This is a genomic window from Streptomyces sp. NPDC053431, assembly GCF_044544925.1.
Classification (GTDB): domain Bacteria; phylum Actinomycetota; class Actinomycetes; order Streptomycetales; family Streptomycetaceae; genus Streptomyces.
This window is the reverse complement of sequence record NZ_JBITXX010000005.1, coordinates 332,840-348,159: the sequence shown is the minus strand read 5'-3', so window position 1 is coordinate 348,159 and position 15,320 is coordinate 332,840. Positions and strand designations below refer to the sequence as shown.

The following is a 15,320-nucleotide window of genomic DNA, read 5'->3' as shown; positions in this document are numbered from 1 at the left end:
GTGGGTCCGGCGGGAGGCCAGTTCGGCGTGCCCGCCTGGCGGGTCTGACCAGGGCAAACGTCGCGAGCCGGGCCTAGAATCGTCGGATGCGCGACCCCGGCACCGACGCCCACGCCACCGAGCCCACCGCCACCGACCTGCCTGAGGCCGGTGCCGTCCCCGCCCCGTCCCACGACCCCTTCATCCGGGTGAGGGGCGCCCGTGAGCACAATCTGCGGGGCGTCGACGTCGACCTCCCGCGCGACGCGCTCACCGTCTTCACCGGGGTGTCCGGCTCGGGGAAGTCGTCGCTGGCGTTCGGCACCGTCTACGCGGAGGCGCAGCGCCGCTACTTCGAGTCGGTGGCGCCGTACGCCCGGCGGCTCATCCACCAGGTCGGGGCGCCGAAGGTCGGCGAGATCACCGGCCTGCCGCCGGCGGTCTCGCTCCAGCAGCGCCGGGCGGCGCCGAACGCGCGCTCCTCGGTGGGCACGGTGACGACTCTGTCCAACTCGCTCCGGATGCTCTTCTCCCGGGCCGGAAGCTACCCGCCCGGGGCGGAGCGTCTGGACTCCGACGCCTTCTCCCCCAACACCGCCGCCGGGGCGTGTCCCTCGTGTCACGGCCTGGGCCGGGTGCACGGGACGAGCGAGGAACTCCTCGTCCCCGACCCGTCGTTGTCGATCCGGGAGGGGGCGATCGCGGCCTGGCCGGGTGCCTGGCAGGGCAAGAACCTCCGGGACGTCCTGGACGCGCTGGGCCACGACGTGGACCGGCCCTGGCGGGAGCTCGACGCGAAGGACCGCGATTGGATCCTCTTCACCGAGGAGCAGCCGGTCGTCACGGTCCATCCGGTACGGGAGGCGGGCCGCATCCAACGCCCGTACCAGGGCACGTACATGAGCGCCCGTCGCTATGTGATGCACACCTTCTCCGACTCGAAGAGCGCGACGCTGCGGGCGAAGGCCGAGCGCTTCCTGACGAGCGAGCCGTGTCCGGTGTGCGGGGGCAGCCGGCTGCGGCCGGAGGCGCTGGCCGTGACCTTCGCGGGCCGCACGATCGCGGAGCTCGCGGCGCTGCCGCTGACCGACCTGGCGAGGACGCTCGACGCCGCGGGCGGTACGGAGACGGCCCGGGTGCTCACCGGGGACCTCGTGGCGCGGATCGCCACCGTCACCGAGCTGGGTCTCGGCTATCTGAGCCTCGACCGGGCGACGCCGACGCTGTCCGACGGGGAGCTGCAGCGCCTGCGGCTCGCCACCCAGCTGCGGGCCGGACTCTTCGGGGTGGTGTACGTGCTCGACGAGCCGTCCGCCGGTCTGCACCCGGCGGACACGGAGGCGCTGCTCGTGGTCCTCGACCGGCTGAAGGCGGCCGGCAACACGGTGTTCGTGGTCGAGCACCACCTGGACGTGGTGCGGCACGCCGACTGGCTGGTGGACGTGGGCCCGAGCGCCGGGGAGCACGGCGGCCGGGTGCTGCACAGCGGCCCGCCCGCGGGGCTCGCCCAGGTGCCGGAGTCGGCGACCCGCCGCTTCCTCTTCGACCGGGCGGCGCCTGCGGAGCGGACCCTGCGCGAGCCCGCCGGGCTGCTGCGGACGGGTCCGGTGGACCGGCACAATCTGCGGGGGCTGGAGGCCGCGTTCCCGCTGGCGGTGCTGACCGCCGTGACCGGGGTGTCGGGGTCCGGGAAGTCGACGCTGGTGGGCGCCCTGACGGAGGCGGCGGAGGAAGCGACGGGCGTGGCCCGCGTGGTGACGGTCGATCAGCGGCCGATCGGGCGTACCCCGCGCTCCAACCTGGCCACGTACACGGGTCTGTTCGACGTCGTGCGGAAGCTGTTCACCGCGACGGAGGAGGCCCGGGCCCGGGGCTACAAGGCGGGCCGGTTCTCCTTCAACGTTCCGGGCGGGCGCTGCGAGACCTGCCAGGGCGAGGGGTTCGTCTCGGTCGAGCTGCTGTTCCTGCCGAGCACGTACGCGCCCTGCCCGGACTGTCACGGCGCCCGCTACAACCCCGAGACGCTCCAGGTGCGACTGCGCGGACTGACGATCGCGGAGGTCCTCGACCTGACGGTGGAGGCCGCCGCCGGATTCTTCGCGGACACCCCGGCCGCCGCCCGCAGCCTGCGCACGCTGCTCGATGTCGGGCTCGGCTATCTGCGGCTCGGTCAGCCGGCGACGGAGCTGTCCGGCGGTGAGGCGCAGCGGATCAAGCTGGCCGCCGAGCTCCAGCGGCCGCGCCGCGCGCACACCCTCTACGTCCTGGACGAGCCGACGACCGGGCTGCACCCGGCCGATGTCGAGGTGCTGATGGACCAGCTGCACGGGCTCGTCGACGCCGGGCACACGGTGGTCGTGGTCGAGCACGACATGGACGTGGTCGTGACCGCGGACTGGGTGCTCGACATGGGCCCGGGCGGCGGCGCCGAGGGCGGCCGGATCGTCGCCGAGGGACCGCCGTCGGCCGTGGCCGGGCACCCGGAGAGCCGGACCGCGCGCTACCTGGCGGCCCGGCTCGCCCGCTGAACGGCCGCCGCCTCGCCCCTACTCGGGCTCGACGAACTGCACCTCCAGGTTCACCTTGACGACGTCCCCGAGGAAGCCGGGGGCGAAGTCGAGGCCGAAGTCGCTGCGCCGGAACTCGCCCGAGGCGTCGAAGCCGGCGTGCCGGCTGCCGTCCACGGGCACGTCCACGACCCCGCCGAACTCCACGTCGAAGACGATGGGCCGGGTCACGTCACCGATCGTGAGGTCGCCCTCCAGGGTCCAGTCCTCGCCGTCCCCGGTGATCCGGGTGGAGCGGAAGGACATCGTGGGCCGCCTCTCCACGTCCAGCAGGTCGGCGGCGCGCACATGGGCGTCGCGGTCCGGGTTGCCGGTGTCGATCGAGGCGAGCGCGACGGTCGCCGTGATGGAGGAGGTCTCCAGACTGTCGCCGACGACCAGCTCGGCCCGCAGGTCGTTGAAGCGGCCGCGGACCTTGGAGATGCCCAGGTGGCGGATGGAGAAGCCGACGGCGGAGTGCATCGGGTCGAAGGCCCAGCGGCCCGAGGTCAGCGGGAGGGTGGTGGTGTTCTGCGATTCCGTGGTCATGCGCCCCACGCTGCCGTCCGGCGGGACGGTGAGGAAGGCCGCGTCGAGACGGGTAGCACGGAGCCTGGTAGTGACAGGGCCACCCTCGGCCGCGTCCTCGCTCGTACGATCGGTGGATGAGCGACAACGAACTGGGGGCGTTCCTGCGCGCCCGACGCGAGGCGCTGGCCCCCGCCGAGGCGGGCCTCCCGGCAGGCCCGCGCCGCCGGACCCCGGGCCTGCGCAGGGCCGAGCTCGCGATGCTCGCCGGGATCAGCGTCGAGTACCTGGCGCGCCTGGAGCAGGGCCGGGACCGCAACCCCTCGGCGCAGGTCCTCGGTGCGCTCAGCGAGGCGCTGCGGCTGCCGCTCGACGCCCGGATCCATCTCCGGAACCTGGCGAAATCGGACACGCATCGGCACATGTGCGCCGTGGCGCCCGCTCCGGCCCGGGAGGTGCGGGCCACGGTCCGGGCGCTGCTCGACCGGCTCGGTCCGACGCCGGCCGTGGTGGTGAACGCACTCGGCGAGACCGTGGCGTACAGCGACGGCTACGAGCGGCTCGCGGGCCCGGTCGGACTGCTGGACGGGGACCCACCGAGCGCACCGCGTTTCGTCTTCACCGACCCGCGGGCCCGTGAGGTCTTCCCGGACTGGGACCGGGTGGCCGACCAGCAGGTGGCGTCCCTCTACCTGCCCGTCACCGGCGCCGATCCGCGCATGGCCGAGCTGGTCAAGGAGCTGACGGTGACCGCGGGCCCGGCCTTCTCCGGGCGCCTCGGCGCGCCCGGGCCGGTGCGGTCCCGCTCGGGCGTCGACCGCTTCGTCCATCCCGAGGCGGGCGAGCTGCGGCTCGCGTACGAGATCCTCGACCTGACCGAGACGGACGGGCAGCACATGGTCGTCCACCTCCCCGCGGACGAGGCCACCGCCGCGGCCCTCGACGCTCTGGTGGGCCGCCGCCCCGGCACCCTGCGGGCGGTCGGCGGCTGACTGACCGCCCTGCCGCGACCTGCGGCGATGACCTGCCGTGAGGAGGCCGACACCCGGCCCGGAGCGAGCGATCCGGCCATGGCTTGCGCGGCCGGGCCGGCGGTCTCATAGTCCGAGGTATGGACCCGCGTGAGGCGGCGCTCCGACAGGCGTACGACCATGCCGTCCGGTGGCTGGCGAGCCTGCCCGACCGCCGGGTTCCGGCCCGCGCCGGCGTCGACGAGATCGTGCGCGCCCTCGGTACGGACCTGCCCGACGGTCCCGGTGCACCCGCCGACGTCGTCGACCTCCTGGCCACGGCCTGCGAACCGGGGCTCACGGCCTTCCCCAGCGGCCGCTTCTACGGATTCGTGGTCGGCGGCACCGAACCGGCCGCGCTGGCCGCCGACTGGCTGGTCAGCGCCTGGGACCAGAACTGCGTGATGCGCGCCGCCTCCCCCGCGTACACGGCGGCGGAGGACATCGCCGGCGCCTGGCTGCTCGATCTTCTCGGCCTGCCGGACGACAGCTCCGTCGGCTTCACCACGGGCGCGACGATGGCGAACTTCACGTGCCTCGCCGCCGGCCGCGACGCGGTGCTGCGCCGCGCCGGCTGGAACGTGGCCCGCGACGGCCTCAACGGCGGCCCGGCCGTACGCGTCGTCGCCGGCGAGTCGCGGCACATGGCCATCGACCTGGCGCTGCGCTATCTCGGCCTCGGCAGGCCCGAGCTGGTGACGGCGGACGACCAGGGACGGATCGAGGCCGAGGCGCTGCGGGACGCCCTGGCGGGCGACGGGGAGCGCCCCGTCCTCGTGGTCCTCCAGGCCGGCGACGTGCATTCCGGCGCCTTCGACCCCTTCACCGAGTGCGTGCGGGCCGCGCGCGAGGCGGGCGCGTGGGTGCACGTCGACGGGGCCTTCGGCCTGTGGGCGGCCGCGTCGCCGCGGTACGCCCGTCTGACGGCGGGGTGCGCGGACGCCGACTCCTGGGCGACGGACGCCCACAAGACCCTCAACGTCCCCTACGACTGCGGTCTCGCCATCGTGCGCGACCCTTCCGCGGTCCGGGCGGCGATGGGCGAACGGGGCGACTACCTCATCCAGCACGAGCACGGCGACCCGATCGACAAGGTGCCCGAGCTCTCCCGGCGCGGCCGTGCCTTCACGGTGTGGGCCGCGCTCAGGTCGCTCGGCCGGTCGGGCGTGGCCGACCTCGTCGACCGGCTGTGCCGTCATGCCGCCGCGTTCGCGACCGGCATCGCGGGCATCGCGGGCGCGACCGTGCTCAACGACGTCGTGTTCACCCAGGTGTGCGCCGAGTTCGGCGGTGACGCACGCACGGACCGGGTGCTCACGCGGCTGCTCGACGACGGCACGGCGTGGATCAGCGGCTCCACCTGGCACGGGCGGCGCGTCATGCGCATCTCCGTGAGCAACTGGTCGACCTCCGACGAGGACGTGCGGCGCACGCTCGACGCGATCCGGCGCGCGGCCGCCGATGCCTAGACGTGCGGTCGACGCGGGCCTGACACGCGGTCAACGCGGCCCGGAGGCCGGCAGTCGCGGCCCGGACCCGCGGCCGACGCGGCCGGGCATCGCCCGGGGTCTCGTCAGACCGCCGCCGGGGCGAACCGGTGCAGTTCGTCGAGGCCGGGCTGGACGACCCCGTAGCTGCTCTCCGGTACCTCCTTCCAGGCGCCGGGGAGATCGCCGAGGGGTTCGGAGACGATGAGGCGGCTCTCCTCCGACAGCTCCTGCAGGAAGGCGACGTCGGGGTGGAGCCGGCGCAGCGCCTCCACCCGGTTGCTGTAGAAGAGCGAGCGGGAGGCTCGCGCGCTGGAGTAGCGGAAGGCCCAGACGCGCGCGCCGTCGGTGACGGCGAGCGTCATCTGGAGCGGGAACTCCACACCGTGCTCGTGACCGACGCGCTCCACGACTCCCGCCATCCGGGCGACGGCGGCGGGCGGGTCCTGGTCGAGGCCGAAGGTGAGCGCCAGGTAGAACATCACCTCGGAGTCCGTCGTGCCCTCGATGTACGGGTAGAGCCGGGGGTCGACGAGGAGCGTGAGGTCCCGGCGCAGGAGGGGGAAGTCCGTGATGGCGCCGTTGTGCATGAACATCCACCGCCCGTGCCGGAACGGGTGGCAGTTCGACTGCTGCACCGCCGTCCCGGTCGAGGCCCGGATGTGGGCGAAGAACAGCGACGACTGGACGTGGTCCGCGAGCTCCCGCAGGTTGCGGTTGTTCCAGGCGGGCCCGACGTCCCTGAGGAGGGCCGGGGTGTCGTTGTGCTGCGAGTACCAGCCGACGCCGAACCCGTCACCGTTGGTGGTCTCGACCCCCAGCTTGGAGTGCAGGCTCTGGTCGATCAGGGAGTGGGTCGGTTTGTAGAGGATGGTGTCGAGCAGCACGGGCGTTCCCCAGTACGCGAGCCATCGACACATACGTGATCACCTGAACCCCTTCCACATCCCGCTCGGGTACCCGCATTCCCATTCTCGACGCCCTTCCCGGCGCACGCCACGCGGGTGGAGCCCCGAGGGCCGGCCGAGCCAGGCGGGACTTCACGGACACGCCCTAGGAGCGGCCCGCCTTGCGCCGGGCCCGCAGCCACTCCTTGTTCATGGCCGCGATCGACGGCAGCGGAATGCCCTTGGGGCAGGCGGTGGCGCACTCCCCGGTGAGGGTGCAGCCGCCGAAGCCCTCGGCGTCCATCTGCGCGACCATGTCGAGCACGCGGGTCTCCCGCTCGGGCGCGCCCTGGGGCAGCACGCCGAGGTGGTTGACCTTGGCGGAGGTGAAGAGCATCGCCGAGCCGTTGGGGCAGGCGGCGACGCAGGCCCCGCAGCCGATGCACTCGGCGTGCTCGAAGGCGAAGTCGGCGTCGGCCTTGGGGACCGGGGTGGCGTGCGCCTCGGGGGCCGAGCCGGTGGGGACGCTGACGTATCCGCCGGCCTGGATGATCCGGTCGAAGGCGGAGCGGTCGACGACCAGGTCCTTGACGACCGGGAAGGCGGCGGCCCGCCAGGGCTCGATGTCGATGGTGTCGCCGTCGCGGAAGGACCGCATGTGCAGCTGGCAGCTGGTGGTGCGTTCGGGGCCGTGGGCGTCGCCGTTGATGACGAGGCTGCACGCGCCGCAGATGCCCTCGCGGCAGTCGTGGTCGAAGGCGACGGGGTCCTCACCGCGCAGGATGAGGTCCTCGTTGAGGGTGTCCAGCATCTCCAGGAAGGACATGTCGGAGGAGATGCCGTCCACGTCGTAGGTGGTCATGGCGCCTTCGGCGTCGGCGTTCTTCTGGCGCCAGACGCGCAGGGTGAGCCTCATGCGTAGCTCCGCTGGGTGGGGTGGACGTGTTCGAAGACGAGGTCTTCCTTGTGCAGGACCGGGGTGCCCTCGCCCCCGAACTCCCAGGCGGCGACGTACGAGAACTCCTCGTCGCGCCGGGCGGCCTCGCCGTCCGGGGTCTGGGACTCCTCGCGGAAGTGGCCGCCGCAGGACTCCGCCCGGTGGAGGGCGTCGAGGCACATGAGCTCGGCGAGCTCCAGGTAGTCGACGATCCGGTTGGCCTTCTCGAGGGACTGGTTGAACTCCTCCCCGCTGCCGGGGACCTTGATCCGGCGCCAGAACTCCTCGCGGATCCCGGGGATGCGGCGCAGGACCTTGCGCAGTCCCTCCTCGGTGCGGGCCATGCCGCAGAACTCCCACATGAGCTCGCCCAGTTCGCGGTGGAAGGAGTCGGGGGTGCGGTCGCCGTCGACGGCCAGCAGGAGGTGGATCCGGTCCTCGGTCTCGGCGAGGACCTCCCGTACGACGGGGTGCTCGTCGGTGACGGGCTCGCTGTGCGGGTGGCGGGCCAGGTAGTCGTTGATCGTGGCGGGGAGCACGAAGTAGCCGTCGGCGAGGCCCTGCATGAGGGCGGAGGCGCCGAGCCGGTTGGCTCCGTGGTCGGAGAAGTTGGCCTCGCCGATGGCGAAGAGGCCGGGGATCGTGGTCTGGAGGTCGTAGTCGACCCAGAGGCCGCCCATCGTGTAGTGCACGGCGGGGTAGATCCGCATCGGCACCTCGTACGGGTTCTCGGCGGTGATCCGCTCGTACATGTCGAAGAGGTTGCCGTACTTCTCCTCGACCTTGTCGCGGCCCATCCGCCGGATGGCGTCGGCGAAGTCGAGGTAGACGCCCTGGCCGCCGGGGCCGACGCCGCGGCCCTCGTCGCAGACGTTCTTGGCGGCGCGGGAGGCGATGTCGCGGGGGACGAGGTTGCCGAAGGAGGGGTAGATGCGCTCCAGGTAGTAGTCGCGCTCCTGCTCGGGGATCTCGTTCGCGGGGCGGGTGTCGCCCTGGGCCTTGGGGACCCAGATGCGCCCGTCGTTGCGCAGCGACTCGCTCATCAGGGTCAGCTTGGACTGGTGGTCGCCGGTGCGCGGGATGCAGGTGGGGTGGATCTGGGTGAAGCAGGGGTTGGCGAAGTAGGCACCGCGCCGGTGGGCCCGCCACACGGCGGTGGCGTTGGAGTTCATGGCGTTGGTGGACAGGTAGAAGACGTTGCCGTAGCCGCCGGTGGCGAGGACGACGGCGTCCGCGTAGTGGGTGGAGATCCGTCCGGTGATCAGGTCGCGGGCGACGATGCCGCGGGCCCGGCCGTCGACGACGATCAGGTCGAGCATCTCGGTGCGCGGGTGCATCTCGACGTTGCCGGCGGCGATCTGCCGGGACAACGCCTGGTAGGCGCCGAGGAGCAGTTGCTGGCCGGTCTGGCCGCGGGCGTAGAAGGTGCGGGAGACCTGGACGCCGCCGAAGGAGCGGGTGTCGAGGAGACCGCCGTACTCGCGGGCGAAGGGGACGCCCTGGGCGACGCACTGGTCGATGATCTCGACGGAGATCTGGGCGAGCCGGTGCACGTTGGACTCGCGGGCACGGAAGTCGCCGCCCTTGACCGTGTCGTAGAAGAGGCGGTGCACGGAGTCGCCGTCGTTGCGGTAGTTCTTGGCGGCGTTGATGCCGCCCTGGGCGGCGATGGAGTGGGCGCGGCGCGGGGAGTCCTGGTAGCAGAACTGGACGACCTGGTAGCCCTGTTCGGCGAGGGTGGCGCCGGCGGAGCCGCCGGCGAGGCCGGTGCCGACGACGATGACGCGGTGGCCTCGGCGGTTGGCGGGGTTGACCAGTTTCGCCTGGAAGCGGCGGGTGTCCCAGCGCTCGGCGACGGGGCCGGCGGGGGCCTTGTCGTCGGTGAGCGGGGCGCCCACGGTGTAGTCGGCGAGGTTCGTGTCGGACGTGCTCATGGTCAGCTCACCACTCCTGTCATGACGGCGACGGGTACGGAGACGAAGCCCGCGGTCAGGACGAGCGCGAGGGCGTCGGCGAGGATCCTGAGGACGCGTTCGCGGCGGGCGTTGCCGACGCCGAGGGTCTGGGCGGCGCTCCAGAACCCGTGCCGGACGTGGAGTCCGACGGCCAGCATGGCGACGATGTAGATGACGTCGCCGTACCAGGTGGAGAAGGTGTCGACGACGTTCTGGTAGGGCTTGCCGTCCTCGAAGCCGCCGGGGTGGACGGTGCCGGTGGTCAGGTCGAGGACGTGCCAGACGATGAAGAGGGCGAGGATGACACCGCCCCAGCGCATCGTGCGGGTGGCGTAGGACGAGCGCCTGCGGCGGTGCGCGTACGCCGTGGGGCGGGCCCTGAGGTCCCGCCGGCTGAGCTGGTACGCGGAGACGGCGTGCGCGACGACGGCGGTGAGCAGCACGATCCGGGCGAGCCACAGGCCCCAGTGGTGGTGCAGCACGGGGGCGCCCATGACGCGCAGCCAGTGGCCGTAGGCGTTGAACTCCTCGGGTCCGAAGAAGACCTTGAGGTTGCCCGCCACGTGGGCGACGAGGTACGCGAGCATGATCAGGCCGCTCACGGCCATGACCGTCTTCTTGCCGATCGTCGACGCCCAGAAGCCGCGGGTGGGAGCGGCGGGAGGGCGGGGGGTCCGCCGGTCGGTCTTCGTTGCCAAAGCCATGCCAGCGACGGTAGGGCCGAAGGACCCGAGAGGTCCAAGACATGGTTCGGCTCATCTCGATAGGCGAGGGCTATGGGCGGGGATAGGCTGGTGTCATGCAGTTCCAGCAGCTCCTCTACTTCGTGGCCGTCGCCGAGACCCGCCACTTCACCCGGGCCGCCGAGCGCGTCCACGTCTCGCAGCCCTCGCTCTCGCAGCAGATCAAGGCGCTGGAGCAGGAGCTGGGCGCGGAGCTGTTCAGCCGGGCGCGCGGGAACATCACGCTGACCGACGCGGGGGAGGCGCTGCTGCCGCTGGCGCGCCGGATCCTCGCGGACACCGACACGGCGCGGCACGAGGTGCAGGAGCTGGTGCAGCTCCGGCGCGGGCGGGTCCGGCTGGGGGCGACGCCCAGCCTGTGCACGGGGCTGCTGCCGGACGTGCTGCGCGCCTTCCACGACCAGCATCCCGGGATCCAGCTGCTCATCGAGGAGGGCGGCTCCCACGACCTCGTCCGGGAGCTGGCGCGCGGCGCGCTCGACCTGGCGCTGGTGGTGCTGCCGCTGCCGAGCCCGTCACCGGCCCTGACCACGGTGGAGCTGCTGACCGAGGACCTGGTGGTGGTCTCCTCGGCGTCCGCGCCCGCGCCGCGCCGGCCGGTGCGGATCGCGGATCTGCGCGACCAGCCCCTGGTGATGTTCCGGCACGGCTACGACCTGCGGGAGCTGACCGTCGCGGCCTGCCGGGCGGAGGGCTTCGAGCCCTCGTTCACGGTGGAGGGCGGCGAGATGGACGCGGTGCTGGGCTTCGTACGGGCGGGGCTGGGCCTGGCCGTCGTCCCCACGATGGTCGCCGGGCGGGCGGGCCGCGACCTGCGCGTCACGCCCCTCGCGGGGCCGGGCCTGCGCCGCACGATCGCGCTGGCGCACCGCAGCGACGTGGCACCCCCACGAGCGGCCCGCGAACTCCAGAAACTCCTCCTCCAGCGAACCTGAACCCTCCACTTCCCGGACCCGAACCCCTTTGCTTCCCCAGACCATCCGCCCCAGCGGAACGACTGCCCACAACGAGGACTGCGGGCGCCGGGCGCAGCCCACGGCGCGGACAGGGGGCGACGGGCGGAGCCCGGTGGGAGGGTGGGCGCCGCCCGGTCGGGAGGGGAAGGGGCAGGGGAAGGGGCAGGGGAAGGGGCAGAGGTCGGGTCAGGTGGCGTCCGCGAGGACCAGGGCGTGGATGCGGTCCGGGGCGCCCGGACGGGCGTAGTACCAGCCCTGGGCCGTGTCGCAGCCAAGCTCGCGCAGTTGCTGGGCCTGGGCCCCCGTCTCCACGCCCTCGACCGTGACCGCGAGCTCCAGGCTGTGGGCCAGCTGCACGATTCCCTCGACGATCTTGAGGTCGACCGGATCCGCCGGGTGCTGCTGCATGCCCTGGGTGAAGGAACGGTCCAGTTTGAGGACGCTCACCGGCAGGCGGCGCAGGTTGGCCAGGTTGGAGTAGCCGGTGCCGAAGTCGTCGAGGGCGATGTCCACCCCCATCTCGGCGAGCTGCCGCAGCGGCTTCAGCAGGTCGTCGTCGGCGCCGATGAGGGCCGACTCGGTCACCTCCAGGCACAGCGCGCCCGGTTCGAGCCCGGAGCGCTCCAGGACGTCGACCGTCTCGGCGACCAGGCCCGGGTGGTGCAGCTGGGTCGGCGACAGGTTGACGTTGATGCGCAGCGGGCCGGTGGCCTTGCGGCCGCCGGGGGCCTCGTCCTGCCAGAACCGGGCCTGCCGCACGGCCTCCTGGAGCACCCAGCGGCCCAGCGGCACGATGAGGCCGGTGTTCTCGGCGAGCGGGATGAAGCGGTCCGGGCCGAGCACCCCGTGCTGCGGGTGGCACCACCGCACGAGCGCCTCGGCGCCGTGCACGCTGCCGTCGCCGAGGTGGACCAGCGGCTGGTACTCGATGAAGAACTCGCCGCGCTCCAGGGCGGCGGGCAGCGCGGTGGTGAGCCCGTGCCGGGTGATGGCGCGGGCGTCGGCCTCGGCGTCGGCGTACTCGAAGCGGTTGCCGCCCGCCGACTTGGCCCGGTACATGGTGATGTCGGCGCTGCGCAGCACCTCGGCCGCGGTCCGCTCCCCCGCCGGTCCCTCGACCACGCCGACGCTGCCGCGCACGGTCAGCTCGCGCCCGTCGACGCTGATCGGGGCGGCCAGGGCGGCGAGCATCCGGTCGGCGAGCTCGGCGACCTTGCGTTCGGTGCCGGCCCCGGTGGTGAGGGCGACGAACTCGTCGCCGCCGAGCCGGGCGACCATCTCGCCGGGCGCGGTGACACAGCTCTGCAGCCGGTCGGCGACCTCGACGAGGAGCCGGTCGCCGGTGGAGTGGCCGAGGCTGTCGTTGACGACCTTGAAGCCGTCGAGGTCGAGGTAGCACAGGCCGAAGCGGGTGTCCCCGGCCGGGCCGAGGGCCTTCTCCAGGCGTTCGAAGAACAGCGTCCGGTTGGGCAGCCCGGTGAGGGCGTCGTGGGTGGCCTCGTACCGCAGCCGCAGGTTGAGCAGGCGCCGTTCGGTCGTGTCCTCCATCAGCGCCAGCTGGTACTGGGGGGCGCCGGCGGCGTCCCGCAGCAGCGAGACGGTGAGGTTGGTCCACAGGACGGTGCCGTCGCCGCGGTAGTACGGCTTCTCGACCCGGTAGTGCTCGCGCTCGCCGCGTACCAGCTCGTCGTAGAGCCGCCAGACGTGCGGGCCGTCCTCGGGATGCGACCACTCGACGATGTTGCGGCTGAGGACGGTCTGCTCCAGGCCGCCGAACATCCGGGTGAGGGTCTCGTTGACCTCCAGGACGTTGCCGTCGAGGTCGGCGATGCCGATGCCGATCGCGGCGCCGTCGAAGACCGCGCGGAAGCGGCTCTCGGTGGCGTGCAGGGCGAGTTCGGCGGCGCTGCGGGCGGAGAGCGCCGAGTGGGCGATGGACTCCTGCTCGACGAGGGTGCGCTCGCGCAGGGCCTGGGCGAAGCCGGCGGCCATGGCGTGCTGGAGCCGGGCGCAGCGGGCCCGGAGTTCCTCGGTGCCGGTGTCCTGTTCCTCGCCGCAGTACAGCACCAGGTAGGCGTCGACCACCCCCAGGCTGCGGGCGAGCGCGTCGGGGTCGGTGCAGTGGGCGGCCACCAGCGCCTGGCCGACGCGGTGGGCGGGCGCGGTGTCGAAGGGCCGGGCGTGCAGGGCCCGGGACAGCTCCCGGGCGGGCGGCAGCAGGTGCCGCTCGAACTCCTGACGGGTCATCGAGGTGGCGGTGACCGGGAACACGGCCCGGCTCCAGATGGTCACGAACCGCCTGAGTCTGTCCTCGGGCCCGTCCGCGTCGGCCACCGAACCGCTCGGCTGGGAGGGCAGCTTCACGCCTTGCGCCCCACCCCTGCGAACCCGGAGAAGGCGAAGGGATCCTCCTCCTCGTCGGGGCTGTCCGGCCGCCACAGGGGCATCGGTACGAGTCCGGGCTCGACGAGCCCGGTGCCGTCGAAGAAGCGGGTGATCTCCGCGCGGGTGCGCATCACCAGGGGGTTGCGGATGTCGCGGTACACGTCGACGGCGCCGCCCGCCTGTTCCTCGGAGACCGGGATGCCCTCGTAGGAGGCGTGGGTGAGGACGAGGAGGCTGCCGGGGGCGAGCGCGTCGAGGAGTTCGGCGACGGCGGCGAAGGGCTCGTCCTCGTCCTCCATGAAGTGCAGCACCGCGACGAGCAGCAGGACCACCGGGCGGTCGAGGTCGAGCAGTTCGCCGACCTCGTGGCTGTGCAGGATCTCGCGCGGCTTGCGCAGGTCCGCGGTGACCACCGCCGAACGGGTGTCGCCGGCGAGCACGGCCCTGCTGTGGGCGACGGCGACCGGGTCGTGGTCGACGTAGACGACGCGCGCCGCGTCGGTCGCGGCCTGGGCGACCTCGTGGACGTTGCCGAAGGTCGGTATCCCGGAGCCGATGTCGAGGAACTGGGTGACGCCGTGCGCGACGGCGTACCGGACGGCTCGGCGCATGAAGGCACGGTTCGCCTGCATGATCTTGGGGAGCCCCGGCAGGAACTCCATGGCCTTGCGGGCCGCTTCCCGGTCCACTTCGAAATTGTGCGAGCCGCCCAGATAGAAGTCGTACATACGGGACACGCTCGGCACCGAGATATCGATGCCGGGCGGAGCCCAGGCGGGACGCTCCATCAAAGTCTCCATCAAGTCGCCATGGATGCGGCCATGTGTTCGCAGCCTACGTTCGAGCTGAGGCTACTGATCGCCCGCCTGGAGAGCGAGTAGAAACGGAAATTCGCGATCCGTTCTTGGTCACACGCCATTGGCACGTGCGGCCGGAAAGGAAGAGTTCACGCCTTCAGGTCGTGCATATTCACGTGCATATGGAGGAGCCGCCTCCGCAAAGCCCCTCCCGTACAGCCCAGAAGCCCTGAGCGCGGCCCGGAGCCCGGCAAGGGAGGGCGACAACCGGCCAGTTCTCCGCGGGAGCGGTCCGACGGGGGCCGCCGGTCGTGCATTCCACCCGAATCGCCCGCAACGGTAAGGGCGTTGGCGCCGTTGGGTACGCGTGAGACGACAGAACACATCCAAACGTCAAACCGGTGGGGCGCGAGATCCCCACCATCCGGGGAATCCGGGGCCGTTCGGGCCCGCCGGAGCGATCCATATGATCATGCTGCGAGGCGTGTCTCTGTCACCTCTGTACGGATCGCGTCTGGCGCGGCCCCTCGCGGCCGGCGCCCTGGTGTGGCTCCTCACCGCCCCGGCGCCCGCACCCGCGGCCGCCGACGCGTGCGCCTACGCCTCGACCGGTTCCGACGGTTCGAGTGTGTCGATCGCGTCCGCCGGGCGGGGGCCGTGCTTCCCCACCCATCCGCCGCACCCCTCACACCCTCCGCACCCGTCCCATCCACCGCACCCGACGCACCCGCCCCACCCCACGCATCCGCCGAAGCCGACGCCCAGGCCGACTCCCGCGCCCGAGCCGCCGACGACCCGGCCCGCTCCGCCGCCGAAGCCGGCCCCGGCGCCGAGGCCCGTGCGCCCGCGCCCGGCCCCGCGGACGCCCGAGGCGGAGCCGCCGCCGCCACCGCCGCCGTCCCCCTCGCCGTCGGCGCCGCCGACCGTACGGCCGGCCCCGCCGGCCCCGGGCCCGGTCGCCCTGCCGCACTACCGGCGCACGGCCAGGGTCAAGCCGAAGAGCGCCCCGAACGTGCTCACCACGACCCTGCTCATCGCCGCGCCCGCGGTGCTCGCGACGGCGATCCTGCGCCCCCGCTCCCGCTGACGCCCGTCACCGCCGGGCTCTCA

Annotated in this window: 12 protein-coding genes; 5 read left to right on the top strand and 7 right to left on the bottom strand. The window is 72.8% G+C overall.

Translation table 11 applies throughout. The features are described 5' to 3' along the window. Positions 1-86: 86 nt before the first annotated feature. Positions 87-2,507 (top strand): ATP-binding cassette domain-containing protein, encoded by a 2,421-nt coding sequence (locus tag ACIGXE_RS16170; protein ID WP_399747662.1) that lies wholly within the window; start codon positions 87-89, stop codon positions 2,505-2,507. 18 nt (positions 2,508-2,525) lie between these two features. Here the strand turns inward: ACIGXE_RS16170 and ACIGXE_RS16165 are convergent, their stop codons facing one another. After that, entirely contained in the window at positions 2,526-3,074 is a 549-nt protein-coding gene (locus ACIGXE_RS16165; RefSeq protein WP_399747660.1) for a YceI family protein, read from the bottom strand. 116 nt (positions 3,075-3,190) lie between these two features. On the opposite strand from ACIGXE_RS16165, the gene ACIGXE_RS16160 reads away from it, so the two are divergent. Together ACIGXE_RS16160 and ACIGXE_RS16155 are read left to right on the top strand one after the other, a co-directional pair. Next, positions 3,191-4,045 (top strand): helix-turn-helix domain-containing protein, encoded by an 855-nt coding sequence (locus ACIGXE_RS16160; RefSeq protein WP_399747658.1) that lies wholly within the window; start codon positions 3,191-3,193, stop codon positions 4,043-4,045. A 119-nt stretch (positions 4,046-4,164) separates the two neighbouring features. Then, the gene (locus ACIGXE_RS16155) at positions 4,165-5,532 is read left to right on the top strand and encodes a pyridoxal phosphate-dependent decarboxylase family protein (protein ID WP_399747656.1); all 1,368 of its coding nucleotides are present in this window, start codon (positions 4,165-4,167) and stop codon (positions 5,530-5,532) included. 104 nt (positions 5,533-5,636) lie between these two features. Here ACIGXE_RS16155 and ACIGXE_RS16150 read toward each other — a convergent pair whose 3' ends face one another. The 4 genes from ACIGXE_RS16150 to ACIGXE_RS16135 form a co-directional block, all read right to left on the bottom strand. Then, positions 5,637-6,470: a class II glutamine amidotransferase gene (locus ACIGXE_RS16150; protein ID WP_399747654.1), complete on the bottom strand. Its 834-nt coding sequence runs from the start codon at positions 6,468-6,470 to the stop codon at positions 5,637-5,639. 133 nt (positions 6,471-6,603) lie between these two features. Then, positions 6,604-7,353: a succinate dehydrogenase/fumarate reductase iron-sulfur subunit gene (locus ACIGXE_RS16145; RefSeq protein WP_399747652.1), complete on the bottom strand. Its 750-nt coding sequence runs from the start codon at positions 7,351-7,353 to the stop codon at positions 6,604-6,606. After that, positions 7,350-9,308, bottom strand: coding sequence for a fumarate reductase/succinate dehydrogenase flavoprotein subunit (locus tag ACIGXE_RS16140; RefSeq protein ID WP_399747650.1), 1,959 nt, complete (start codon positions 9,306-9,308; stop codon positions 7,350-7,352). Before ACIGXE_RS16140 ends, ACIGXE_RS16145 begins: the two co-directional genes overlap by 4 nt. Before the next feature lie 2 nt (positions 9,309-9,310). Next, positions 9,311-10,033 carry a succinate dehydrogenase gene (locus ACIGXE_RS16135; protein ID WP_399747648.1) on the bottom strand — a complete coding sequence of 241 codons (723 nt, stop codon included), beginning with the start codon at positions 10,031-10,033 and terminating at the stop codon, positions 9,311-9,313. A 95-nt stretch (positions 10,034-10,128) separates the two neighbouring features. Between ACIGXE_RS16135 and ACIGXE_RS16130 the strand changes: the two genes are divergently transcribed. Further along, positions 10,129-11,007, top strand: coding sequence for a LysR family transcriptional regulator (locus tag ACIGXE_RS16130; RefSeq protein ID WP_399747646.1), 879 nt, complete (start codon positions 10,129-10,131; stop codon positions 11,005-11,007). Positions 11,008-11,214: 207 nt separating this feature from the next. Here ACIGXE_RS16130 and ACIGXE_RS16125 read toward each other — a convergent pair whose 3' ends face one another. Both ACIGXE_RS16125 and ACIGXE_RS16120 read right to left on the bottom strand, forming a co-directional pair. Next, complete coding sequence (locus tag ACIGXE_RS16125; protein ID WP_399747644.1) at positions 11,215-13,392, bottom strand: putative bifunctional diguanylate cyclase/phosphodiesterase; 2,178 nt, start codon at positions 13,390-13,392, stop codon at positions 11,215-11,217. Next, positions 13,389-14,201, bottom strand: a complete 813-nt coding sequence (locus ACIGXE_RS16120; RefSeq protein WP_399747643.1) for an SAM-dependent methyltransferase — start codon at positions 14,199-14,201, stop codon at positions 13,389-13,391. Before ACIGXE_RS16120 ends, ACIGXE_RS16125 begins: the two co-directional genes overlap by 4 nt. A gap of 493 nt (positions 14,202-14,694) precedes the next feature. Between ACIGXE_RS16120 and ACIGXE_RS16115 the strand changes: the two genes are divergently transcribed. Then, positions 14,695-15,297 carry a hypothetical protein gene (locus tag ACIGXE_RS16115; protein ID WP_399747641.1) on the top strand — a complete coding sequence of 201 codons (603 nt, stop codon included), beginning with the start codon at positions 14,695-14,697 and terminating at the stop codon, positions 15,295-15,297. The last annotated feature ends 23 nt before the right edge of the window (positions 15,298-15,320 follow it).

Coding starts and splice junctions, on each gene's coding strand:
- ACIGXE_RS16120 (WP_399747643.1), bottom strand. CDS start 14,201: ATGGAGCGTCCCGCCTGGGCTCCGCCCGGCATCGATATCTCGGTGCCG.
- ACIGXE_RS16170 (WP_399747662.1), top strand. CDS start 87: ATGCGCGACCCCGGCACCGACGCCCACGCCACCGAGCCCACCGCCACC.
- ACIGXE_RS16155 (WP_399747656.1), top strand. CDS start 4,165: ATGGACCCGCGTGAGGCGGCGCTCCGACAGGCGTACGACCATGCCGTC.
- ACIGXE_RS16135 (WP_399747648.1), bottom strand. CDS start 10,033: ATGGCTTTGGCAACGAAGACCGACCGGCGGACCCCCCGCCCTCCCGCC.
- ACIGXE_RS16145 (WP_399747652.1), bottom strand. CDS start 7,353: ATGAGGCTCACCCTGCGCGTCTGGCGCCAGAAGAACGCCGACGCCGAA.
- ACIGXE_RS16130 (WP_399747646.1), top strand. CDS start 10,129: ATGCAGTTCCAGCAGCTCCTCTACTTCGTGGCCGTCGCCGAGACCCGC.
- ACIGXE_RS16150 (WP_399747654.1), bottom strand. CDS start 6,470: ATGTGTCGATGGCTCGCGTACTGGGGAACGCCCGTGCTGCTCGACACC.
- ACIGXE_RS16160 (WP_399747658.1), top strand. CDS start 3,191: ATGAGCGACAACGAACTGGGGGCGTTCCTGCGCGCCCGACGCGAGGCG.
- ACIGXE_RS16165 (WP_399747660.1), bottom strand. CDS start 3,074: ATGACCACGGAATCGCAGAACACCACCACCCTCCCGCTGACCTCGGGC.
- ACIGXE_RS16140 (WP_399747650.1), bottom strand. CDS start 9,308: ATGAGCACGTCCGACACGAACCTCGCCGACTACACCGTGGGCGCCCCG.